This window comes from Rhodococcus sp. P4_F5, assembly GCF_056401315.1.
Map to the genome: position 1 here is coordinate 1 of NZ_JBFUJP010000056.1, position 22,375 is coordinate 22,375.

Annotated in this window: 20 protein-coding genes and 1 rRNA gene; 7 read left to right on the forward strand and 14 right to left on the reverse strand. The window is 70.7% G+C overall.

The annotated features are described in order from the left end of the window. From rrf to AC1DU4_RS19345, 3 genes are all read left to right on the forward strand, one after another. A 5S ribosomal RNA gene (gene rrf / locus AC1DU4_RS19335) occupies window positions 1–81 on the forward strand; the annotation flags it as partial. Window positions 82–252: 171 nt separating this feature from the next. Continuing rightward, a complete protein-coding gene (locus tag AC1DU4_RS19340) occupies window positions 253–735 on the forward strand; it encodes a MarR family winged helix-turn-helix transcriptional regulator (protein ID WP_477842540.1) in 483 nt (160 codons plus the stop codon). Further along, the gene (locus tag AC1DU4_RS19345; protein ID WP_477842594.1) at window positions 728–2,506 is read left to right on the forward strand and encodes an AMP-dependent synthetase/ligase; all 1,779 of its coding nucleotides are present in this window, start codon (window positions 728–730) and stop codon (window positions 2,504–2,506) included. The genes AC1DU4_RS19340 and AC1DU4_RS19345 overlap by 8 nt, the downstream gene beginning before the upstream one ends. Window positions 2,507–2,596: 90 nt before the next feature. Here AC1DU4_RS19345 and AC1DU4_RS19350 read toward each other — a convergent pair whose 3' ends face one another. The 10 genes from AC1DU4_RS19350 to AC1DU4_RS19395 all read right to left on the reverse strand — a co-directional run bounded on the left by AC1DU4_RS19350 (window position 2,597) and on the right by AC1DU4_RS19395 (window position 13,095). Further along, window positions 2,597–3,223, reverse strand: coding sequence for an HAD family hydrolase (locus AC1DU4_RS19350; RefSeq protein WP_477842542.1), 627 nt, complete (start codon window positions 3,221–3,223; stop codon window positions 2,597–2,599). Then, the gene (locus tag AC1DU4_RS19355; protein WP_477842544.1) at window positions 3,220–4,326 is read right to left on the reverse strand and encodes an ABC transporter ATP-binding protein; all 1,107 of its coding nucleotides are present in this window, start codon (window positions 4,324–4,326) and stop codon (window positions 3,220–3,222) included. The genes AC1DU4_RS19350 and AC1DU4_RS19355 overlap by 4 nt, the downstream gene beginning before the upstream one ends. 1 nt (window position 4,327) lies before the next feature. Continuing rightward, window positions 4,328–5,557, reverse strand: coding sequence for an ABC transporter substrate-binding protein (locus AC1DU4_RS19360; protein ID WP_477842546.1), 1,230 nt, complete (start codon window positions 5,555–5,557; stop codon window positions 4,328–4,330). 101 nt (window positions 5,558–5,658) lie between these two features. Beyond that, window positions 5,659–6,531, reverse strand: coding sequence for a carbohydrate ABC transporter permease (locus AC1DU4_RS19365; RefSeq protein WP_477842548.1), 873 nt, complete (start codon window positions 6,529–6,531; stop codon window positions 5,659–5,661). Continuing rightward, window positions 6,528–7,334, reverse strand: a complete 807-nt coding sequence (locus AC1DU4_RS19370) for a carbohydrate ABC transporter permease (RefSeq protein ID WP_477842550.1) — start codon at window positions 7,332–7,334, stop codon at window positions 6,528–6,530. Before AC1DU4_RS19370 ends, AC1DU4_RS19365 begins: the two co-directional genes overlap by 4 nt. 119 nt (window positions 7,335–7,453) lie before the next feature. Further along, complete coding sequence (locus AC1DU4_RS19375) at window positions 7,454–9,577, reverse strand: outer membrane protein assembly factor BamB family protein (protein ID WP_477842552.1); 2,124 nt, start codon at window positions 9,575–9,577, stop codon at window positions 7,454–7,456. A 31-nt stretch (window positions 9,578–9,608) separates the two neighbouring features. Further along, window positions 9,609–10,484: a MurR/RpiR family transcriptional regulator gene (locus tag AC1DU4_RS19380; RefSeq protein ID WP_477842554.1), complete on the reverse strand. Its 876-nt coding sequence runs from the start codon at window positions 10,482–10,484 to the stop codon at window positions 9,609–9,611. A 129-nt stretch (window positions 10,485–10,613) separates the two neighbouring features. Further along, complete coding sequence (locus AC1DU4_RS19385) at window positions 10,614–11,201, reverse strand: hypothetical protein (RefSeq protein ID WP_477842556.1); 588 nt, start codon at window positions 11,199–11,201, stop codon at window positions 10,614–10,616. Window positions 11,202–11,338: 137 nt separating this feature from the next. Continuing rightward, complete coding sequence (locus AC1DU4_RS19390; RefSeq protein WP_477842558.1) at window positions 11,339–12,250, reverse strand: TIGR03619 family F420-dependent LLM class oxidoreductase; 912 nt, start codon at window positions 12,248–12,250, stop codon at window positions 11,339–11,341. Between the two features lie 20 nt (window positions 12,251–12,270). After that, complete coding sequence (locus tag AC1DU4_RS19395; RefSeq protein ID WP_477842560.1) at window positions 12,271–13,095, reverse strand: SDR family NAD(P)-dependent oxidoreductase; 825 nt, start codon at window positions 13,093–13,095, stop codon at window positions 12,271–12,273. 216 nt (window positions 13,096–13,311) lie between these two features. Here AC1DU4_RS19395 and AC1DU4_RS19400 point away from each other — a divergent pair, with 216 nt between their 5' ends. Both AC1DU4_RS19400 and AC1DU4_RS19405 read left to right on the forward strand, forming a co-directional pair. After that, window positions 13,312–14,865 (forward strand): carboxylesterase/lipase family protein, encoded by a 1,554-nt coding sequence (locus AC1DU4_RS19400; protein ID WP_477842596.1) that lies wholly within the window; start codon window positions 13,312–13,314, stop codon window positions 14,863–14,865. 48 nt (window positions 14,866–14,913) lie between these two features. After that, entirely contained in the window at window positions 14,914–15,348 is a 435-nt protein-coding gene (locus AC1DU4_RS19405) for a hypothetical protein (RefSeq protein ID WP_072845769.1), read from the forward strand. A 35-nt stretch (window positions 15,349–15,383) separates the two neighbouring features. On the opposite strand, the gene AC1DU4_RS19410 is transcribed toward AC1DU4_RS19405, so the two are convergent. The 4 genes from AC1DU4_RS19410 to AC1DU4_RS19425 form a co-directional block, all read right to left on the reverse strand. Further along, window positions 15,384–16,649 (reverse strand): MFS transporter, encoded by a 1,266-nt coding sequence (locus AC1DU4_RS19410; RefSeq protein WP_477842562.1) that lies wholly within the window; start codon window positions 16,647–16,649, stop codon window positions 15,384–15,386. Window positions 16,650–16,725: 76 nt separating this feature from the next. Next, window positions 16,726–17,022 carry a DUF2470 domain-containing protein gene (locus tag AC1DU4_RS19415; protein ID WP_477842564.1) on the reverse strand — a complete coding sequence of 99 codons (297 nt, stop codon included), beginning with the start codon at window positions 17,020–17,022 and terminating at the stop codon, window positions 16,726–16,728. 73 nt (window positions 17,023–17,095) lie between these two features. After that, the gene (locus tag AC1DU4_RS19420) at window positions 17,096–19,588 is read right to left on the reverse strand and encodes an FtsX-like permease family protein (RefSeq protein WP_477842566.1); all 2,493 of its coding nucleotides are present in this window, start codon (window positions 19,586–19,588) and stop codon (window positions 17,096–17,098) included. Then, on the reverse strand, window positions 19,585–20,364 hold the full coding sequence (locus AC1DU4_RS19425) for an ABC transporter ATP-binding protein (protein ID WP_477842568.1): 780 nt from the start codon (window positions 20,362–20,364) through the stop codon (window positions 19,585–19,587). Before AC1DU4_RS19425 ends, AC1DU4_RS19420 begins: the two co-directional genes overlap by 4 nt. Before the next feature lie 110 nt (window positions 20,365–20,474). On the opposite strand from AC1DU4_RS19425, the gene AC1DU4_RS19430 reads away from it, so the two are divergent. Next, a complete protein-coding gene (locus tag AC1DU4_RS19430; protein ID WP_477842570.1) occupies window positions 20,475–21,725 on the forward strand; it encodes a sensor histidine kinase in 1,251 nt (416 codons plus the stop codon). Then, complete coding sequence (locus AC1DU4_RS19435; RefSeq protein ID WP_072845763.1) at window positions 21,713–22,351, forward strand: response regulator transcription factor; 639 nt, start codon at window positions 21,713–21,715, stop codon at window positions 22,349–22,351. Before AC1DU4_RS19430 ends, AC1DU4_RS19435 begins: the two co-directional genes overlap by 13 nt. The last annotated feature ends 24 nt before the right edge of the window (window positions 22,352–22,375 follow it).

A 22,375-nucleotide genomic window follows, 5' to 3' on the forward strand; every position in this document is an offset into this window, starting at 1 on the left:
TCCGAACCCCCGGAAGCTAAGCCCTCCAGCGCCGATGGTACTGCACTCGACAGGGTGTGGGAGAGTAGGTCACCGCCGTACATATTTTGCGAATGCCTCGCATCACGACTCCTTATCGGGGTTGTGGTGCGGGGCATTTCGCGTTTCCGGGGCCGGCCGGCCTTTAGGTGCGCACTCGGCAGCGGGCCGGGGCCCGACGACTGTGACGGTACGCACGGATACGAACGGTTCCGGTGGCGTTATAGTTGCGTAGTGCAACACGAACCGGCCGGCGCTGTCGCCGCCGTACACGAAGAGATCGTTCAGCTGGTCCGGCAACTGATGACCGGAGACCGTCCCGAGGAGGGGACGCCGACCTTCGCGCAACATTCGGTGCTCGCATACATCGCCCGCAATGCCGGCTGCCGCGCCACCGAGATCGCCGACGCCTTCGGTGTCCACCGTTCGACAGTCTCGCGCCAGGTCAGGGTGTGCGTGGAGTCCGGCTGGGTCCGTTCCGAGCCTGGTCCGATCCGCAGCGGACACCCGCTGTGCGTCACCGATGCCGGCGCGAGCGTCCTCGCGGAGGCGGACCGTCTCCGGCGCGCCGAGGTCGACGAGCGTACCCGCTCGTGGTCGGATGACGAGACTGCAGAGTTCGCCCGCATGCTCCACCGGTTCCGCCTCGGCTCGCCCACGGCAAGTCCCACCCCGTCCACACCACCCGAGACCGTCGGAGATGACACCAGTGCGTGAGTACAAGTCCAACGCCACCTTCACCATCGCCGACGACGATGCCATCGTCCACACGGTCTTCACCCACGCCAGCAGGGACCCCGAGCTGGTCCTGTTCTCCCGGCCGGTCGGCGAGCAGTGGGCGGACGTCACCGCCGCGGAGTTCGAGCGACTGGTCACGGGGGTGGCCAAGGGCCTGATCGCGTACGGCGTCGAGCCCGGCGATCGGGTGCTGCTGCTGTCCGCGACCCGGTTCGAGTGGACGCTGTTCGACTTCGCCATCTGGGCGGCCGGCGCGGCCTCGGTGCCGATCTACGACTCGTCCTCGCCGGATCAGATCGCCTGGATCGTCGAGGATTCCGGCGCGAAGGTCGCGATCGTCGAGACTGCGGCGCACGCAGGCTCTTTCGACGCTCCGGCCGTGCGACTGCTGCAGATCGAGGACGGCGCGGTCGAGGCATTGGTGGCAGCCGGACATGCCGTCGACGACGACGAGGTTCGTCGCCGCGTCGACGCGATCCGCGCCGACGACCTGGCGTCGCTGGTGTACACCTCGGGCACCACGGGTAGGCCCAAGGGCTGCGTCCTGACGCACCGGAACTTCCTGTCCGAAGTGCGGGGCATCCTCTCCGCCTCCATCGGCGAGGTGGCGAAGCCGGGCAACCGGATGCTCACCTTCCTCCCCCTCGCCCACGTGCTGGCCCGGGCGGTGTCGCTGGCCATGTTCGAGGCGGGCGGGGCGCAGGCACACTGGTCGAACTTCGGGACGATTGTCGGCCAGTTCGCCCGGTTCCGTCCGCACACGATTCTCGGCGTGCCCCGCGTGTTCGAGAAGGTGCGCGACGCCGCCGCGCAGTCCGCGGCCGACGGCGGCGCCGTGAAGAAGGCGGTGTTCGCCTTCGCGGAGTCCACCGCGGTGGAGTACAGCGAGGCGCTCGACCAGGGCGGCCCCTCGCTGCTGCTGCGGCTCAAGCACCTGGTCGCGGACCGCCTCGTCTACGCCAAGCTCCGCGCGGTGCTCGGCGGCGAGTGCTGGTGGGCGATCTCCGGCGGCGGCGCCCTGATGCCGCGGCTCGGGCACTTCTACCGCGGCATCGGGGTACCGATCTTCGAGGGCTACGGGCTGACCGAGACCACGGCCGCCCACTGCGTCAACGTGCCGGGTGCCCAGGAGATCGGCAGCGTCGGACAGCCGATGGGCGRCAACAGCGTCCGGATCGCGGCCGACGGCGAGATCGAACTGGCCGGCGGCGTCGTGTTCGGCGGCTACTGGCGCAACGAGCTGGCGACCGCGGACGCGTTCGACGGCGACTGGCTCCGCACCGGCGACCTGGGCGAGCTCGACGACGACGGCTTCCTCACCATCACCGGACGCAAGAAGGACCTGCTGGTCACGGCCGGCGGCAAGAACGTCTCGCCCGGACCGCTCGAGGATCGGATGCGCTCGCACGCACTGGTCTCGCAGGCCGTGGTGGTGGGTGACGCCCGTCCGTTCATCGCTGCGCTGATCACGGTGGACCCCGAGGAGTTCGGCCGCTGGCGTACCGCGCACGGGAAGGCAGACGGCGAGAGCCTCTCCGACCTGCGGCGGGACCCGGAACTGCTCGCAGACCTGCAGAGGGTCGTCGACGACGCCAATTCCACTGTCTCGCACACGGAGGCGATCAAGAAGTTCGTCGTGCTGCCCCGCGATCTCACGGAGGAGGACGGCGACCTCACCGCGACCCTGAAGATCAAGCGCAACGTCGTGTCCGAGCGGTTCGCCGAGGACATCGACGGGCTGTATCGCTGATTCGCGGGACTGGTGCCGGCCGAAGATCATCCCGGACCGCGCCGTGAGCGTGCGGTCCCGCGCCGGCGTGGGGCCGACACGGGACCGCGGCTACACGGTGCCGGCGGACGCGAGGGTGCAGAGCTCGCCGAGGTCTGCCACGACGGCATCGGGTTTCGCAGCCGCCAGCAGGGCAGCGGACTGGTACCCCCCGGTGATCGCCACCGCTCGGTAGCCTGCCGTTCGGGCGCTGTGCATGTCGTACGCTGTGTCGCCGACGTACAGTGCCCGTGCCCGCTCCTCGCGGCGGCTCCGCAGGAACGCGGCCTTGTCGGCGACGCCGGTGGCCACGAAGTCGAGGACGTCTCCGAGACCCGCGCGCCGCACGTCCGACTGCACTGCGGCCGCGCCCGCCGCCGACGCGACGCCGAGCCTGGCACCGCGCCCGCGCAGTTCGACGAGGACGGACCGGGCGGCAGGGCGGACGGGTGCCTCGGCCTCCATGGCCGCATTCCATTCGTTCTCGGCCGCGGCGGCGTCGGTGGATGCGACACCCAGATCGGTAAGCCATTCCCGCAGTGGCAGGGTGAAAGTCGCGCGGAACTCATCGATGTCGAGCGACCGCTGACCGCGCGCGGTGAGCACGGTGTTGGTTGCCCGCGCCGCCCGTTCGGAATCGTCCATGATCGTGCCGTTCCAGTCGAACACGATGAGGCAGTCGTTCAGGTCCTCGGTCACGCGCCGACCGCCAGATCCGTGTCGAGTCGGTCGACGGTCTCGTCGGCCGACCCGAGCACACGGCCGGTTTCGCCGTCGAAGACGTGCAGATCGCGTCCCGCGCACCCGACCCGGACCACCGTGTCGACGGTGACTGGGAGGTCGGGGTGGACCCGGGCACGGATCGGTTGACCGATGAGGTCCAGGTGCACGATCTTCGACGGTCCCTCGTGCTCGACCACGGTGACGAGGGCGTTGAAACCCCAGTCGTGGCTCGCGCCGACGATGAGCTGCTCGGGTCGGACGCCGAACACCAGCGAGGAGACCCCGGTTCGGCATCGAACGGTGCCGAACGGGGTGTCGGTGTAGTTGCCCTTCGTCTCGCCGGTAACGAGATTCATCGCCGGAGAGCCGATGAATCCCGCGACGAACGTCGACATCGGCCTGCGGTACAGGTCCTGCGGCGTACCCAGCTGCTCGATGCGGCCCTTGTTGAACACGGCGATGCGATCGGCCATCGCCATGGCGTCGTTCTGGTCGTGGGTGACGTGAATCGAGGTGGCGCCGGTCTCGCGCAGCAGCGCGGCGATCTCCGCGCGCAGCGACAGGCGGAGCTGGGCGTCGAGACCCGAGAGCGGTTCGTCGAGCAGCACCACCCGGGCCTGGCGGGCGAGTGCTCGGGCGAGCGCCACCCGCTGACGTTGCCCGCCCGACATCTCCCTMGGCCGACGGCCCAGCAGCGCGGTGATGTCCATGCGCTCCGCGACGTCGCGGGCCCGGCGCAGGGATTCCGCTTTGCCGAGCTTCAGGCCGTGTCGCAGCCCGAGGGTGATGTTGTCCAACGCCGTCAGGTGGGGGTAGAGGGCGAAGTGCTGGAACACAATTGCGACGTCCCGCTGGTGCGGCGGTAGCCCCGACTGCGGCGCGCCGCCGATGGTGATGTCGCCCGAGTCGGATTCCTCGAGCCCGGCGATGGTCCGCAAGAGCGTCGACTTGCCTGAACCCGACGGACCGAGCACGACGAGGCTCTCCCCGGCGGCGATCTCGATGGAGATGTCGTCCACCGCGGTGACGTCGCCGAAACGCTTGACGACCCGGTCGAGGGTGATTGCGCCGTCGGCCATGTCAGTTCACCGCCGAGGTGATGCGACGGACGGTCTCGGGCACGACGGTGTCGACGGACTCGCCGCCCACCAGACGCTGCACCATGTCCTGCATGAACTGATTGGCCTTTGCGGTGCCGTTGCCGTGCCAGCCGCCCCACGGGGTGGGCGTGCCCTGGTACTTCCAGGAGTAGCCGAGCTGCGAGCTCGCGGCGGGGTCGGCCGCGAGCGTGGCGGCAGCCTGCTTGTCTACCGGGATGTAGCTGAAGGTCTTCGAGCTCGCGGCGATGACCTCGGGATCAAGCATGAGACCGATCAGCTCGTTGCCGTACGCGGCCTTGCAGCCGTCCTGTGAGAGCACCATCCAACCGTTGCCACCCGCGGGCAGCGACGCTGCGCCTCCGTCGGGGATGGGCATGTCGGTGACCGTCCAGTCGAAAGCCGAGCCGACGGTCTTCTGCACAGCCGCGGCAGAGGCCGGGGTGGAGATCATGTACGCGAGCTTGCCGGTGTTGAACATGGTCAGAGCATCCGCGGAGCCGATCGGATCCTGCAGCTTCTCCTTGCCTAGGCTCTCGTAGACCGACACCGACTTGCGGCCCTCCGGGGTGTCGAAGCCGGGCTTACCGTCGGCCTCAACAAAGGTGGCGCCGCCGCTCTGGATGAACGCCTGCGCGACCCAGTCGGCAATACTGTCGCGCGGAATCTGCACGGGCGCAGAACCATTGGACTCGCGGATCTTGCGAGCGTCTTCGATCAGCTCGCCGTGGGTGGTGGGTGCACGGTCGATGCCGGCGGCCTTGGTGATGGCGGTATTGGTGTACAGAACCGGAACCGAGACCTGGAACGGAGCCACGTAGGGCGTGCCCTCCACGGATCCGATGTCGAGGAAGCGCTTGTCGTAGCTCTCACGCAGCGCCGACGTGTCAATCGGCACGGGCTGGTACTTGTCCACCCAGAACCGAACCTGGCCCAGACCGAGCATCGCGACATCGGGCCGCGAACCTGCCGCAGTATCCGCGACAATCTGCTGCGTCAACTGGTCGTAACTGGTGTTGGCGGCAGCCGGCTTCAATTCGACGGTCAATCCCGGGTACTTCGATTCCATGGCGGTCTTGGCGATCTTCGCGGCCTTGTCGCCCTGCTGCGCGTACTGTGCGACGAGCGTGACGCCTTCCGGCTTGCAGGAATCGAGGGACGCCGCCGCGGCGGCGGTCGACTGATCGCCGCTATTGCCGCCGCAGGCGGTCACCAGCAGCGTCAGGCTCAGGGCCCCGGCGGCCAGTGCCGTGCGGGAGATGCGAGTGGACATGTGTGCTCCAGACGTGTGGGGGTGAGGGGAGGGATCGGAGGTCAGCCGGGCAGCTCGCCGCCGGCGATGCCGGCCACGAAGCGGCGCTGGGCGAGGAGGAACAGGGCGACGATCGGCGCGGTGACAATCACGGCGCCGGCCGCCAGCGCGCCGTAGTCGAGACCGGTCTCGGCCTGCTGGAAAGTGGCCAGGGCCAGCGGAGGAGTGAACAGCGCCTCGTCGCGTGCGACCAGCAGCGGCCACAGGTAGTCGTTCCAGTGCACGAAGACCGAGAACACCGCGAAGGTGGCGATGGCGGGCGCGGCGGACGGCACGACCACCTTCCAGAGGGTGGGCAGCGTGCGCAGGCCGTCGGCCTTGGCCGCCTCGAGTAGCGCGTCGGGGATGGTCATCATGTGCTGACGGATCAGGAAGATACCGAACGCGCTGGTGGCGAACGGCGCGACGAGCGCGGTCATCGTGTTCGAGAACCCAGCCGAGCCGATCCCGAGATAGAGCGGCAGCGCCGTGGCCTGCGTCGGAATCAGCAAGCAGGCCAGGGTGATTGCGAACATGGCCCCGCGTCCACGGAACGGTATCTTCGCGAACGCGTAGGCGGCGGGCACACAGGTCAGCAACTGCAGCAGCAGGATCGACAGGGTCACCACCGCGCCGTTGAACATTGCGGTTCCCAGTTTCGCCTCGGTCCACGCCCGCGAATAATTGGTCAGGTCGAACGAGTCCGGCAGGGGCGAGATGCCGTCGATCATGACGGAGTCGGGGCTGGCTACCGAGGTGCGGATCATCCAGTAGAACGGGAACACCGCGATGGTGCAGGCGGTGACGATGGCACCGATGCGGACGATGCGCCACAGCATGTTGTCGGACGGCATTCGGGTGGTGGCCGCGCGGGCAGCGGTGCGGGTAGTGGTCATCGGGTGCCTCCAGAGAGCGAGCGACGACGCAGGACGCCGATCAGCACGAGGACGATCAGCAGCAGAGTGGACAGCGCGGCGGCCTGGCCCAGTTCGAAGTACGCGAAGCCGAGTCGCCACGTCATCGTCAAGGCGGTCTCGGTGGCACCGAGCGGCCCGCCCTGAGTCATGACGTTGACAGTGTCGAACACCTGCACAGACTGGAGCACCAGCATCACGGTCGCGAAGATGGTGATCGGCTTCAGGAGCGGGAGCGTGACCAGGCGCAGTTTCGCCCACCCGGTGATGCCATCCGCGGCACAGGCCTCGGTGACGGAGGTGGGGATGCTGGTCAGGCCCGAGAGGAACAGGATCATCGCCAGCGCGGCGCAGCGCCAGACGCCCACCGCCGCAATCGTGGGCAAGGCGTAGGTGCTGTCGCCGAGGAAGTTCAGCGGGCCGATGCCGATCATCGCGAGCAACTGATTGGCGAAACCGCCGTTGAGCGCGAAAATCCAGCGGAAGACCACGGCCATCGCGACGAGGTTGGCCGTGAAGGGCAGGAACAGCATCGTCTGCACCCAGCGGCGACCACGGGCGAGGGAGCTCGCCAGCAGCGCCAGGCCCAACCCGATCACAAGGCTCGGCACGATGGTGAACGCGCAGTAGAGCACGGTGTTGAGCAGCGACTGCCGCACCGCGGGGTCGGAGAACAGCGCGATGAAGTTGTCCATGCCGACCCAGGTCCACTGGACGCCGTCGGTGATGTCGATGTCGAAGAAGCTTCCGACCACCGCGATCGCGCCGGGCAGCAGTGTGAACACGCCGATCAGGATCATCGCCGGGGCGACAAGCCCCCAGCCAACCCGCGAGGATCGGTTGAGACCGGTTGTGTGAGGACGTTTTTCGTCGACGACCACCCGGGTGTCCGGCAGGGTATCCGTCATAGCGGATCCGCCGAGGCATCGCAGACGAGATCGAGCGCAGCGCGGTCGAAGGCGAGCACTCCACCATCGGTGTCGACGGCGTAGATCGCGTCGGCGGTCGCGACCACGGTTGCCGCGACAGGCACCCCGGTCTCGAGCCGTCCGCGCCGGCGCCCGGTGGCGGCGGTCAGAACGTGGATCCCACCATCGAGGGTGGGCACCAGCAGCAGGTCGTCTACCAGCGTCGGGCCCGCGAACAGCACGTGCGGATCCCGCTGGTAGCTCGACATCGGGAACGGCGCGGTGCCGCTGATCTCCGTCGACCACACCACCTCGCCGCTGTCCCGGTCCAGCATGAGGACACCCGCGCCGGCGTCCACGACGGCGATGCCGTGGACGGTCGATACCGGCACCGCCGGGTTCCACGGCAGGCTCATCGGGCGTCGCCACCGGCCAGCGCCGGAGCCGGCGTCGACCCGGGCGAGCACGCCGATGCTGGAGACGAAGAGGTCACCGGACTTCTCGTCGAACAGCGGGGTGCCGACCGAGGTGTCCAGGGCGCCGAACGCGTCGCCGACCGGGCGTTCCTGAGTAGAGCTGGGCCAGCGAGTCGCGCCGGTGCGCAGGTCCAGGCCGACGAGCGACTCCGGAGTAGGCCAGCTGCCGACCACCACGGTCGCGCCCGCCATCACCGGTGCCGCGTGGTCGACGATCGTCTGATAGCTCGAGAGGTCCGTGCGCTCCCACAGCTGCACGCCGGTGTCGGCGTCGAGGCCGCGCAGATGCGACATGTCACCGACGACGACGACGCCGTCATGCACCAGAGGATCGGCGAATGCGAACAGTCGCAGTGGATCTGGGGACGGACTGCGCCACACCTCGGAACCGTCGGACAGCCGCAGTGCGACGGCGTCTCCCGAAACCTCGACGGCAATCGCGGTCTGGCCGTGCACGGCGGGGGTGCCCTTGACCGAGGAGGCCATCTCGGCTCGCCAGCGCAGCGCACCCGTGTAGGCGTCGATCGCCTCCACGGCGCCGCGGGCACGGTCCTCGTCCTTGACCGGGGCGAGCACGAGGCTGCCGACGACGCGGACCGGTGAGCGATGCGCGCCGCCGTCGAGCTGATGCCGCCAGCGGGCGGCGGACGGTGCCACAGGCCTAGTCTCAGGCATGCTGAAAGTGCTGCGCTCCAATCCATTTCGATCCAGCGTCCGGGTGTCGAGCGAGATCTGCTCGCCGTCCCAGAGCACCACCCGGAAGGACGGTGGGCTGAAGTCCAGGCCGGCGAACAACGGCGTCGGTGTGTTGACGTGCAGGGTGCCGTCGATCCGCACCACCCGGGAGGTGTGTCGGTGGCCGGAGAAGGTGGCGATCGGCTGGGAGGGCAGACCGTCGAGGATCGAGTGCCACGGCTGGTCGTGGCTGAGCAGGATCCAGGGCGTGCCCCGTGGAATCGACTGCAGGTCGGCCCGGATCCACGCATCCTGGATCTCGTGGTCGATCCCGAGCTCGTGGGTGTGCCAGTCCAGGGCGACCACGTGCAGCCCGGGCAGGTCGAAGGAGTACCAGCGTGGCCCTATGTTGCGTTCGTAGGCGGAGGGGTCCGCGGTGTGGATCGAGTAGTTGTTGCGACTGACAACCCGTTTCATCGATCCACCCATGTGGTCGTGGTTGCCGGGGAGCAGGTGCACCGGAAGCGGGCTCGCGCTGACCGCGGCCTGGAGTTCGGCGTACTCGTCGTCGATGCCGCGATCGGTGAGGTCGCCGGTCGCGATGACCGAGCTCAGCCCCGGGACCGTCTCGGCGACCCGCCCGAGAAACTCGGAGAACAGTGCCTGCGATCCGAGTTGGGTCGGCTGCGGGTAGTAGGGCCCGCGTCCGAGGTGGGTGTCGGAGATGTGAATGAACCGGTGCGGGAACAGGTCCTGGTCGGGTTCGAGGACGAATGTCACGTCCTCGGCGGTGGACGGGACAAACCAACGCGGGCACGACCAGCCCGCGGGACGGGTGACGAAGACGAACGGGCCCAGTGGGGTGATGGTGAAGCTTCCGTCGTGGGCAGTGGAGGTGACGCTCACCCCGTCGCTGACAAGGGTTCCGGGGCTCGGTTGCCCGGCTGCGGACATGACTCGACCACGCATGGTCGTACTCCTTACTCGACTGTTGGGAAAGTCAGATGCGGTGTTCGGTGATGACGTCGCTCGCGGCATCGAGTGCGCGCTGCGCCGAGGGATGTCTCACCGCGATCGCGACGAAGAGGGCGTCAAGGACGGCGAGATGTACTATGCGGCTTGCCATTGCCTCGACCCGATAGGTGGTCTCCTTGCTGCCCGCGACCAGTCGGTGTTCGACGATTTCGGTGAGTGGGGAGGAGACGAAACTGGTCAGTGCGACCGTCGTTGCGCCACCGGCGACGGCGGTGCGCATGACGTTGAGGGTTTCGGTTGTCGATCCGGTGTGGCTGACGGCGAAGCACAGGTCGTCCGGCCCGAGCATCCGCGCGGTGACGTGTTGCACGTGGGCGTCCGGGGTGAAGGTGGCGTCGAGTCCCAGGGTGGTGAGGCGGTAGGCGATGTCGGCGGCGAGCGGCGCCGAGGTGCCGACGGCGGCGAACACAATTCGCCGAGCGCGGATCAGGCAGTCGACGATCACCTCAGTCTGTGCCGCATCGATCGACCCGCTTGACTGCATCAAGGCAGATCCGCTGGACTGCAGTACTTTCCGAAGAATTTCTTCTGCGGTGTCGGACTCGGTCACCTCCTCGGGCAGGCGTGCGGATTCGGGAGTTACCTCCCGGGCCAACTTCAGTTTGAGGTCTTGGTAGCCGCGCAACCCGAGCCGCTGGCAGAACCGGACGACGGTGCCGACAGAGGTCTGCGAGACGGCGGCGAGATCGCTGACGGAGATCTCCATGACGCGGGCCGGGGTGGCGAGCACGAAGCGGGCGACCCGTTGCTCAGCGACGGAGAGTCCCGCCGACCGCATGCGGATCTCCTCGAGCAGGACCGACGGGGTGGCAGTGTCGGCCGGCGCTGCGATTTCTGGCATGACCGAAAAGGTAGGAGGCCGTTGTGAATCGGCGGCGCTGCCGAGGTTAACGGTGGAGGAACACTCCAACTACGACGAGATGGTGGAACATGCCTCCAGGGGTCGCGGTTACGTCGCGACGACGTCTCGTCACCACAGCTCGTAGCTGCCGTCCGAGACGGTGAATCCGTGGTCCTGACGCTCACAAGTGACGCCGGTCCGCTCGTCCACCGCGCAGGTGAACCCCTGGATCTTCAGGGTGCTGCCGTAGGGGAGGGCACGGGCGGGGCCGTCGAAGCGGTGGAATGCCGGATCGCCGAGGTGCACGAATTCGCCGGCGCCGTCCGACGTCACCCGGACGGCGTTGGGCGCGAGCGGTGTTCCGTCCGCCCCGAGACGCGGCACCCGTGGCGCGCCGGCGGGAAAGGCGCCGTGGCAGCCGGCGACCGGGGTGGCCGCGGTGATGATCGCGCACTCGAACTTGGTCGAGGGACTGGTGAAGTAGTACGTCCCGGTCTGCTCGCCCGCGTAGTCCGCGACCTGTGCCGCAACGGGGCTGGTGGTCGGCGCCACCGTAGTGGTCGAGCGCGGGGCGGCCGACGTGGTGGTGGGGCCGGTGTCGGTGGTGGTGGGAGGGACCGGGATTGGAGGATCTCCGCCGGAGTCGTCGCCGCATGCCGACACCAGCATCGATGCGGCCAGCGCCGCCAGTACCCACCCGGCTCGAGTAACACCCATGGCCGCCATCGTAGGTCCGGCTACCGGTGGGCCTCGAACTGCTTCACCGCCCGCCACAGCGGCGAGCCGGGTGGCAGTGCGCCGTACCGGCCGCCGGCCGCGCGCCGGGCCCGGTCGGCCGGTGCGGGGAACTGGGGCTACCCGAACTCTGCCCGGAACGCGGCGACCAGGTCCGGCAGCACGGCGACGGCGGCGTCGGGGCCGGCGTCCAGGGCCTGCAGCGCGACCACCACGTCGGTGACGCCGAGAGCGATCTGGGCCGCGGCATTCGCGATCGTCGACGGCAGGTCGATTCCGCCGTCCGGGTTCCGCTCGACGGTCAGGCGACCACGCACCTGTAGTTCCGCAGGGTCCCGACCGGCCGCGGTGAAAGCGTCGTGCAGCAAACCGATTCCGGCGGCGAGGTCGTCGTTGGTGGCGCCCATGATGGGAATCCAGCCGTCGCCCCAGGTGGTGAGCCGGCGCACCACCGGCTTCGACAGGGTGCCGGACACCCAGACCGAGATGCGCCGTCCGGCGGCTGGGCGCGGGGAGCAGTAGGCCTCGGAGAACGAGATGCCCGGGCGGTCGACCGCCGCCGGTGCGCGGTCCCACAGCGCGCGGCAGACGGCGAGGGTGTCGTCGAGGAGCGGACCACGCTTGGCGAAGTCGAGCCCCGCGGCCTCGTACTCCTTTGCCTGCCAGCCGGTCCCGACACCGAGGTCGAGGCGACCGCCGGACAACAGGTCCAGGGTGGCGGCCGCCTTCGCCAGCATCGCACCACCCCGCAGGGCCGCGATGACGATGCCGGTGCCGAGCCGGATCCGGCTGGTCTGGCCGGCCACGAGGGCGAGCACGGTCATCGGCTCGAGCCACGCGGCGTCCGGGTCGGTCGGGAAGGGACCCCACGAGTAGGCGCTGGTGTCCGGGCCCATCACCACGTGGTCGGTGACCAGCAGGCGGTCCACGCCCGCGGCGTCGGCCGCGCGGCACACCGCCAGCAGGTGCTCGAAATCGTCGGTGGCGAGCAGGTTCCCGAAGTTCGGGACGTTCAGGCTGAGCGTGGGCACGACAGTCCTTCCGAGGTGGTTCACGGGTTGAGGGGGCGGTTGGTCCAGCCGCCGGCGGCACGGGGCACCCAGCCGCCGGAGGCGTGGGTGCCGCCGTCGACGTGGATCGTGCTGCCGGTGACGAACCGGGACAGGTCGGAGGCGAGGAACAGGGCCGCGCCGGCCACGTCCTCGGGTTGGCCGGGGCCGCCGAGCGGCGACCAGTTCGGCCACAGCGCGCGCTGCTCGGTCGGCACCAGTTCGTCGTAGGGCACCTGCACCGACTCGATCAGGTCCGGCGCGACGGCGTTGACGCGGATCCCGGCCGGCCCGACCTCGGCGGAGAGCGACCTGGTGAACTGCATGAGCGCGGACTTGTAGGCGGAGTACACGGTGTGCCCGGGCATCGCCCGGTGCGCCTCGACGGTGGTGAGGTTGACGATCGACCCGCCGCCGCGGTCGGTCATCCCCGGCAGCACCGCGTGGGTCAGTCGCAGGGCGTGGCCGAGGTTCACCTCGTGCAGGTCGTGCCACAGGTCCGGGCTGTTCGCCGCGAAGCAGTGGGGCGCGCGCAGGTAGTGCCCGACGTTGTTGACGAGGATGTCGGGGCGGTGCGCGACCAGCGGGCCGTGCGCCGACGCGTCCCGCACGTCGCAGCGCACCGACACGAGCGAACCGCCGGCGGCGGCGTCGTAATCGAGGTCGCCGACGGGGTCGACGTCGGCGACCAGCACGTGCGCCCCGTGGGCGGCGAACGACCGGGCCACGGCCGCGCCGATGCCGGCCGCGCCGCCGGTCACGACGGCGCGGCGGCCGACGAGCATGGCGCCTGGAGTGAACGCGGGGCGAGATGACATGGGAGTCATTTCACGCTGTCGGCGGCCGGGACTGTGAGGGGAGTCTCGCCCAGCGGGAGGACGGCGTCGGCTGGGGAGGGTTTCCGCTGGTGGGCGGCGTGACGGGGATGTCGGTGCAACCGAGATGTCACCCCGCCTTGGTACGTTGGCGGAGGATCGACAGTGGAGCCAGGCGAAGGACCAGAAAACTTCCCCAGCCACCAGGAGGCGGCCGTGCGGACCGAGCTGGACACGAGCGCGACAGGCGAGCAGACGTTGACCGTCCGGACCCGGGACGGCGACGTCCGCGGCTACGTCGACGGCGGGGTCTACAGCTGGAAGGGCATCCCGTACGCGTCGGCCGGCGCGGCGCGGCGATTCCGGGAGGCACTGGCGCCCGAGCCCTGGGAGGGCGAGCGGGACTGCCGGGAGTTCGGCCCGACCGCGCCGCAGGCCCGGGCGATCCAGGTCCCGATGGAGCCGGGCATCGGAGCCGACGAGGACTGCCTGTCGGTCAACGTGTGGGCGCCGCGCCCGGACGGCACACCGAGGCCGGTGATGGTGTGGATCCACGGCGGTGCCTACTGCGTCGGTGCTTCCTCGCAGCGGCTCTACGACGGTCGTCGCCTCGCCGAACTCGGCGACCTGGTGGTGGTCACGCTCAACTACCGGCTCGGGGTGCTCGGCTTCCTCGATCTGTCCTCCTTCTCCGACGGCGACCGCCACTTCGAGACCAACGTCGGGCTGCGCGACCAGGTGGTGGCGCTCGAGTGGGTGCGTGACTGCATTGCCTCGTTCGGTGGGGACCCCGGGAACGTGACGCTGTTCGGGGAGTCCTCGGGCGCCGGGTCGGTCACCACGCTGATGACCTCGCCGCGGGCCGAGGGGCTCTTCCATCGCGCGATCGCGCAGAGCTCGCCGGCCACGTCGGTGTACGGCGCGGACCGGGCGGCGAGCGTCGCGGCCCGGTACCTGGAACTGGTCGGGGTGGACGCGGCGGACGCCGACCGGCTCTTCGAGCTGCCGGTCGAGGACCTGATCGCGGCGGGGGACAAGCTGCTCGGCACGGTCTCGACCTCGGTCCCGGGCACCCTGGCGATGGCACCGGTGGTCGACGGAGACCTGGTGCCGCGGTACCCGGTTTCGGCCTTCCGGAAGGGATTCGCGCACCGGATCCCGCTGATCATCGGCACCAACAAGGACGAGGCGTCGTTGTTTCGTCTGTCCCGGTCACCGATCATGCCGGTGACCTCGGACGCGGTGAACCAGATGTTCACCGCGATCGCCGCGGACCATCCGAACCTGCCCGCGATCCGGGTGGCCGACATCATCTCGGCATACCCGGACTGGTCGAAAACCAGTGGCGTGCTGGCGGTCTCGCGGGACGCGGCCTTCCGGATGCCGTGCCTGTGGATCGCGGACGCGCACAGCCGGCACTCGCCGACCTGGGTGTACCGCTTCGACCAGGCCACCCCGATGCTCCGCGCCGCACGGGTGGGCGCCACCCACGCGACCGAATTGCCGTACGTGTTCGGCACGTTCGGCGCCTTCGCGCCGGACCCGACGTTCTGGCTGGGCGGGCGGAAGGTCGCGCTGGAGGTGTCCGGGCGGGTGCAGCGGCGGTGGCTGGCGTTCGCGCGGTACGGCGTGCCGGCGGCGCTGGACGCCTCCAAGCACTGGGCGCCCTACCGCGAGGAGGACCGGGCCACCCTGCTGATCGACAAGACCGACACCCTGGCCAGTGATCCGGACCGGGGGCTGCGCGAGGCGTGGGGCGAGCGGGTGATGGCGTTCCGTTGACCTCGCCGGACGGGGTCGCCGCTCGCCAGGTGAAGTAGCGTCGTACACATGAGCAAGATGGACGAGGTCGGCGAACGCGAGTCGTGGCGCTGCTGGTTGTGTGACGAGCCGGTGGATCCGGACATGTCGGTCAACGACCCGCGGGGCCCGAGCATCGACAGCATCAACACGGCAAAGAAGGGCAAGGGCGGGCCGGAGCGCCTGGCGCACCGCGCCTGCAACACCAAGAAGGGCGCGGTGAAGCCCGTGGTGCCCTGGTCGGACGCGTTGTTCGTGATCGATCCGGCGCCGATCATCGGCGTGGTCGAGCAGCTCACCCGCAAGCCGGGTCGGGTGGCCGTGGCCCGCTGCCCCTCGAAGTCCGACGCGCAGGACGCCTCCGACTGGCTGCTCGACCGGCTCTCGCGGCTGGCGCCGGAGCTGACGCTCGAGACGAAGATCGAGCCGGGCGGCGGCGGGTTCCTTCTGGTCGTCAGCCGCTGACCCGAACCATTTGGCCGCGGCCGGACGCCGGCGACTCACTCTCGGTACGAATGGACGACCTCGGATTCGACAACCTTCGCGTCGAGTTCGCGCAGCGCGGGCAGGCCGAAGCAGACCGCCGCGATTCCCACCACCGGGACGGCGAGCACGAAGAACGTGGTGCGGATGCCGACCGAGTCGATCAGCGGGCCCGCCAGCAGGTAGCCGAGCGGTCCGGCCGCGTACGCCGTCGAGGTCATCACGCCGACCACCCGGCCGCGCATGTGCTCGGGGCTGCGGGTCTGCATGGCGTAGTTCGCGATCGGCCCGACGGGGCCGAACACCAGCCCGACCATCAGCGCCAGGGTGAGCAGCACCCACAACGGGGGCAGGAACGCCATGCCGACCATGCACAGTCCCAGCGCGGTGACGGCCAGCAGCATCAGCGTGCGGCGGCGGACGTGCGCGGCGAGCGCTCCGTAGGCGAGCGCGCCGATCACGCCGCCGACAGCCATCGCCATCAGCACCCAGCCGAGTTGTGCGGGCTGGTCGAGTTCGGTGAAGTACGCGGGGAACAGCACGCTCTCGACCGGCATGTACAGCGCGACGATGGCCATGTCGACCAGGGCGAGGGTGCGTAGCAACCTGTTGTGCCAGACGAACTTCAGCCCGTCGAGGGTCCCGGTCCACATCGACTCCGGCCGGGTCTCGCGGTCGGGCTTCCCGGCGCCGTCGAGGCGCAGGAACGCGATGGTGACGATCGACGCGAGGAAGCAGGCCGCGGTCACCCACAGGGTGTTCACCGCGCCGACCGTCGCGATCAGCACGCCGCCCACGCCGGGACCGATCAGGTACGCGACGTTGTAGTTCGCCTCGTACAGGCTGTTCGCCCGGTCCAGCGACCAGCGGGCCTCCTTGGTCGCGGCCGGGAGCATGGACTCGCGGGCCGCGATGCCGGCGGGGTCGAAGGTCGCCCCGAGCGCCGCCAGGGCCGCAAGCACCGGCACCGACAGGCCCGCCGTCGCCGCCATCAGCGGGATCAGCGACACCGAGACCGCGGACAGGAAGTCGGAGACCAGGGACGTGCGACGGCGGCCGAACCGGTCCACCACGGTCCCGGAGAACAGGCTCGACAGCAGCAGCGGCAGGGTGGCCGCACCCGCGACGATCGCGGCGTCGGTGGCCCGGCCGGTGCGCTCGAGCACCAGCCACGGCAACGCGACGATGGTGATGCCGTTGCCGGTCGCCGACAGCAGCGTCGCCAGGTTGATCAGGGCCAGCGGACCGAACCGGCGGGCGGCGGTGGCCGTCGTCGCAGTCATGTCAGGGTTCCTTCAGGACGGGGGAGACATGACCCGACGCTAGCGGTCCCACCGCGGCCGCGCGACCGACTTTTCGTCAGTGCGTATCGGGCTGCACACCGAGCCGTTCGCACGCCGCCTGGTAGAGCGCGACCACCTCCGTACGGATCGAGCCGCGATCGGTGACCGGGCCCAGCCACGGCACCCGCACCGTCGTCTCGACGCCGTTCACCTCGGCCGCCCACTCGCCGGCCTCGGTGTCCAGTCCGGTCATCCGGGCCGCGGTCGCGGACGGCTCGCCGAAGGCGCGCACGATGAGCAGGTTGTCGGCGGTGTGGTCGCCGTTCATGTGGCCGGTGACGGCGGCGATGACGGAGTCGTCGAAGGAGGTCATGGTCGGAGCCTAGGTCGGTGCGGGCCGCGGACCCGCACCGACCTCGCCTGCTACAGCCCGCACAGACCCTGGCTCAGCCGTGCCGGCGCAGCGCTGTGCGGGTCGGGACCGCGATGGCGACCAGCCCCAGCAGGACGGTGGTGCCGACGATGGCGGCGTAGACGGCGGGGGAGACCGTCGGCACCGGCTGCCCCGACACCCCGATGCTGACGCCGACCAGCGGCGGCGCCGCGATCGCGGTGCCGACCACCGACGCGATCGCGGTCACCATCACGGCCTCGGTGCGCATCATCGCCCGCACCTGCCGCCGGCTCGACCCGACCATGCGCAGCAGCGCGAACTCGCGGCCGCGTTCGGCGGTCGCCATGACCAGCGTGTTGACCACCGCGACCGCGAGGTACGCCAGCAGCACGGACAGCGCGATCAGGCTGGTCCAGGACTGCGCGTCCCGTTCGGCCGCACCGGCGGCGCCCAGCCCGTCCCGGTCGGTGGTCGCGAATCCCGCCGCGGTCAGCGCCGCGTCCACCTCGGACTGCCGGCCCGCTTCGGTGCGGACGAGCACGTAGTCGTCGAGGCCGTCGGTGGTGTGGGCGCGGACCGTCTCGTTCGCCAGCGTGACGTCGCCGAAGCCGAGGCCGCGCCCGTAGGTGGCGACCAGCGTCGGCGCGATCGGGGTGCCGTCGCCGAGGCGCAGCGGAACCGCGTCGCCCACCCGCGCGCCCGCCGACTGCGCGGCATCCACGCTCAGCGCCACCGTGTCCGGGCCGGTGAGGCCCGCGATGTCACCGCTGACCACCTCGAGGTCCATCGTCGGCGGAGTCGACGCCGGGTCGACGCCCTGTACCGCGTACGGCAGGGTGCTGGCGGTGTCGCCCTCCTGGCGGGTGAAGTACGCCTGGCTGCGGGCCACCGGATTTGCCGCCTGCACCCCGGGTGTCCGGGTGATCTCGTCGACGGTGCCGGGGGCCAGGCCGCCCGCCACGCCGGTGACCAGGAGGTCCGCGGTGACGCCCTCCCTCGACTGGACGCCGGCCTCCGCCGCCACCGTGCTCTGGACGAAGATCTGCACCGACCCGATCGCGATTGCCAGGGCGAGCGGGGTGATCGCGGAGGCGAGGCGCCGGGCGTTGCCCCTGGTGTTCGCGGCCGCGAGGAACAGCGCCGGTGACCCCGAGCGGCGCAGCGGGCCGCCGAACAGGGCGATCGCACCGGTGACCAGCCGCGGTCCGAGCAGCGCCGCCGAGATCATCAGCAGCACAGCCGAACTCCCGGCTCCGGCCAGGGCCGCCTCGCCCGGCACCACGGCGGGCAGCAGCGAGACGGTGAGCCCGGTGACGCCGAGCGCCAGACCGGTGACCAGCCGTCCGCGACCGAGCCTGGCCGGGGTCGCCGACGCCTCCTGCAGGGCGTCGACCGGGTTGATCCGGGCCGGCCTTCGCGCCGCGACCGCGGCGGCCACCCGCGCGGTCGTCACGCCGAGGATCACCGCCGCGAGCGCCGGCAGCGGGCTGTAGGCCAGGGCGAAGTCGGCCGGCAGGATTCCCGCGCCCGCGAACCGCGCCCGCAGCCACCCGGCGAGCAGGAACCCGGGGACAGCGCCCGCCGCGGCGGCGACGCTCGCGACGAGCATCACCTCGCGGCCGACCAGGCGGTGGATCTGCCCCGGCGTCGCACCGACCGCCCGCAGCAGCGCGAACTCCCGCCGGCGCTGCTGGATCGACAGCGACAGGGTGCTCGCCACCACGAACATCGCGATCATCACCGCGGTACCGGCGAACGACGCGCCGATCATCGTCAGTTCCGTTCGTGCGCCGCCGGAGTCGAGGAACTCGGCGTCCCCGCGGGCCCGGCCCGTGTACACGTCCACCTCGGGCAGGCGCTGGCGGATCGTGTCGGCCAACGCCGCCGCCGAGGTGCCGTCACCGCCGGTCACCCCGACGGCCGCGACCCGGTCGGGGCGCGGCGAGAGCGCGGCAACCCGCTCGTCGGTGAGGAAGACGTGTGCGGCGCGGTCGGGGCTCCGCCCCGCGCTCGCCGCCGCCACACCGACCACCGTGTAGTCGGCGGTGATCCCGCCGTGCGCCAACGGAACCCGGTAGCCGACGCGGGCCGGCTGGGCGTCGTCGACGACGACCTCGCGCGGGCCCTCCGGCGCCCGACCGTCCCGAATCTCGTACGGCGTCAACGCCGCCGAGCTCCAGCCGTGGGCCTCGACCGGCCGGCCGGACCAGATCAGCGGGACCGTGGCGTCGGCGACGGCCCGCGCCACCCCGGGAATCGTGGCCAGGTCCGCGGCGGTGCCAGCCGCCAGCGGCGCCCGTTCCGCGAACGGCTGGTCGACCTCCTCCCTGACGTCGAGGCTCTGCCGGCCGCCGACGACGACGTCGGCGCCCGCGTACCGCTGGGGCTCGACACCGCCGCGAATCCCGGACTCGATCAGCACCCCCAGCCCGGTCACCAGCAGCGCCGCGAAGAACACCGCGACGAACATGCCGGCGAACCCGCCGCGATGGCGCCGGATGTTCGCCCCGGCCAGCGTCGTGATCGACGACCTCCGCACGGTCACCACTCCCCGAGGTGGGTCATGTGGTCGGCGACCTGCTGCGCGCTCGGGCGGTCGAGGTGACCGACGAAGCCGCCGTCGGCGAGGAATAGCACCCGGTCCGCGTGGGACGCCGCGACCGGGTCGTGGGTCACCATCACCACGGTCTGGTCGAGTTCGCGGGCGGTGCGGCCCAGCAGCTCGAGTACCTGCCGGCCGGTTCGCGAGTCCAGCGCGCCGGTCGGCTCGTCGGCGAAGACGGCCTCCGGCCGGGTCACCAGAGCGCGGGCAATGGCGACCCGCTGCTGCTGACCGCCGGACAGCTCCGCGGGTCGTCGACCGCGGAGGTCGGCGAGACCGACGGCGCCGACCACGAAGTCGAGCCAGCCGCGGTCGGCCTCCTGGCCGGCGAGGAGCAGCGGCAGGGTGATGTTCTGCTCCACCGACAGCGCGGGCAGCAGGTTGTAGGCCTGGAACACGAAGCCGACGTGATCGCGGCGGAACACGGTCAGGGCCTTCGGCTTCAGCCGGGAGATGTCGGTGTCGCCGAGCCACACCGACCCGGCGGTCGGCCGGTCGAGGCCGGCCGCGCAGTGCAGGAAGGTGCTCTTGCCGGAGCCGGACGGACCCATGACGGCGGTGAAGGCGCCGCGGGGCAGGGTGAGGCTCACCCCGCGCAGCGCGGTGACGGCCGCGCGACCGGCGCCGTACTTCTTGGTGACGCCGTCGAGTCGGATGGCGGCCGGCGGCAGGCCGGGCACGGGAGGAGCCGTGGCGGTCGGCATGGCTTGTGTCGTCATGGGTACCAACGCTATTGACGGTGTGGGCGGGTCGCGATCCGGCGGACTACCGGATCGATGGTGTAGCTGGCTGTACCGACACGGCCGAGCGGGTGCGGCATGCTGGGTCCATGACTACGAGCGCACGACTGCGGCAGTGGGGGCGCGCGCTCGCCTACCTGGTGGCCGAGGGCATCGCCGGCGTGGCGTCGATGGCGTTGCTGATCGCCGGACTGGTGCTGGCGCCGTTCCTGTTGCTCGGACCCGGCTGGCTGGTGGCGCCGGCGGCGGTGCGGGTGCTGCGTGCGTGGACCACGTTGGCGCGGCGAAGAACGGGCCGGTTCACCGGTGCACCGGTCGGCGAGCGGTACCCGCCGATCCCGGCCGCCCCGACGTTCGAGGACCTGCGGCGACTGGTCGGTGCGCCGTCGACCCTGCGGGACTCGGGTTGGGTGGCCCTGCACGCACTGATCGCGCCGGTGGCGGCGCTGCTCGCCGTCGCGCTCCCGGCCGGTGCGCTGAACTCCCTGCTCATTCCCGTGTACTGGCAGGCGATGCCGGCGGACGAGCCGGTGAGCAACCTGTACCCGGTGACGTCGTGGTGGGGAGCGGCGGCGATGCCGCTGATCGGGCTCGGGTACGCCGCGGTCGCGCTGTGGCTGGTGCCGGCGATGGCGCGGGGGATGTGCGCGGTGACGCTGCGACTGCTGGCCCCGACCCGGGAGTCGCAGCTGGCGCAGCGGGTGAGCGCGCTGACCGCGAGCCGCGCCGCGGCCCTCGACGCGCACGCCGCGGAGCTGCGCCGGATCGAGCGGGACCTGCACGACGGCGCACAGAACAAGCTCGTAGGGGTGGTGATGCTGCTCGGCATCGCGGAACGGTCCCTGACCACGAATCCGGAACAGGCGCTGCCGCAACTGCGCCGGGCGCAGGACGCCGCCACCGACGCACTCGCCGGGCTGCGCACCCTGGTCCACGACATCTACCCGCCGATACTCGACGAGCTCGGTCTCGACGGCGCGCTGTCGGCGCTGGCCGGTCGGTGCCCGGTGCCGTGTGCACTCGACGTCGACGGCCTGCGCCGGGCACCCGCGGCGGTGGAGTCGGCCGCGTACTTCGTGGCGGCGGAGGGGCTGACGAACGTCGCCAAGCACAGCGGGGCGGGCACGGTCACCCTCACCGCGACCACCGACGTCGGCCCGTCCGGCGAGGTGCTGCGGATCGTGGTGGCCGACGACGGCGGCGGCGGCGCCACCGCGCGTGCGGGCGGCGGCATGGCCGGGATCCGGCGTCGGGCAGAGTCTTTCGAGGGAAACATGGAACTGGTGAGCCCCGATGGTGGGCCGACGACGTTGGAAGTGGAGTTGCCGTGCGGATCGTGATCGCGGAGGACGACGCGCTGCTGCGGGAGGGCCTCGCCCTGCTGCTGCGCAGCGAGGGGTTCGATGTCGTTGCGGCGGTGGACAATGCGGACGGCTTCCTCGAGGTGCTGGACTCGGTGGACGCCGCGGTGCTCGACGTGCGGATGCCGCCGACGTTCACCAACGAGGGGCTGCAGGCGGCGGCGGAGGCCCGGCGGCGTCGACCGGGGTTCCCGGTCCTGGTGCTCTCCGCGTACGTCGAGGACCGGTACGCCGGCGGGCTGCTCGCGGACGGCGCCCACGGCCTGGGCTACCTGCTCAAGGAGCGGGTCGGCAAGGTTGCGGAGTTCGTCGACGCACTGCGGCGCGTCGCGGACGGTGGCACCGTGATGGACCCCGAGGTGATCTCGCAGCTGATGAGCCGGCGCCGCGCCGACGACCCGATACGCTCGCTCACCCCGCGCGAGACCGAGGTGCTCGGACTGATGGCGGAGGGCCTGGACAACACCACCATCGCAGCAAGGCTGGTGGTCAGCGAGACCGCGGTGAGCAAGCACATCGGAAACATCTTCGCCAAGCTCGGGCTGTCCGCGGCCGACAGCGGGCACCGCCGGGTGCTCGCGGTGCTGGCTTACCTGCGGGGGTAGTCGTACGGTCGGGTGGTCGTCCCG

What these genes read in the sequence shown, in the direction of transcription:
- AC1DU4_RS19365 (WP_477842548.1), bottom strand. Translation starts at nt 6,531, where the DNA reads ATGACCACTACCCGCACCGCTGCCCGCGCGGCCACCACCCGAATGCCG.
- AC1DU4_RS19375 (WP_477842552.1), bottom strand. Translation starts at nt 9,577, where the DNA reads ATGCGTGGTCGAGTCATGTCCGCAGCCGGGCAACCGAGCCCCGGAACC.
- AC1DU4_RS19380 (WP_477842554.1), bottom strand. Translation starts at nt 10,484, where the DNA reads ATGCCAGAAATCGCAGCGCCGGCCGACACTGCCACCCCGTCGGTCCTG.
- AC1DU4_RS19385 (WP_477842556.1), bottom strand. Translation starts at nt 11,201, where the DNA reads ATGGGTGTTACTCGAGCCGGGTGGGTACTGGCGGCGCTGGCCGCATCG.
- AC1DU4_RS19395 (WP_477842560.1), bottom strand. Translation starts at nt 13,095, where the DNA reads ATGACTCCCATGTCATCTCGCCCCGCGTTCACTCCAGGCGCCATGCTC.
- AC1DU4_RS19405 (WP_072845769.1), top strand. Translation starts at nt 14,914, where the DNA reads ATGAGCAAGATGGACGAGGTCGGCGAACGCGAGTCGTGGCGCTGCTGG.
- AC1DU4_RS19410 (WP_477842562.1), bottom strand. Translation starts at nt 16,649, where the DNA reads ATGACTGCGACGACGGCCACCGCCGCCCGCCGGTTCGGTCCGCTGGCC.
- AC1DU4_RS19415 (WP_477842564.1), bottom strand. Translation starts at nt 17,022, where the DNA reads ATGACCTCCTTCGACGACTCCGTCATCGCCGCCGTCACCGGCCACATG.
- AC1DU4_RS19425 (WP_477842568.1), bottom strand. Translation starts at nt 20,364, where the DNA reads ATGACGACACAAGCCATGCCGACCGCCACGGCTCCTCCCGTGCCCGGC.
- AC1DU4_RS19430 (WP_477842570.1), top strand. Translation starts at nt 20,475, where the DNA reads ATGACTACGAGCGCACGACTGCGGCAGTGGGGGCGCGCGCTCGCCTAC.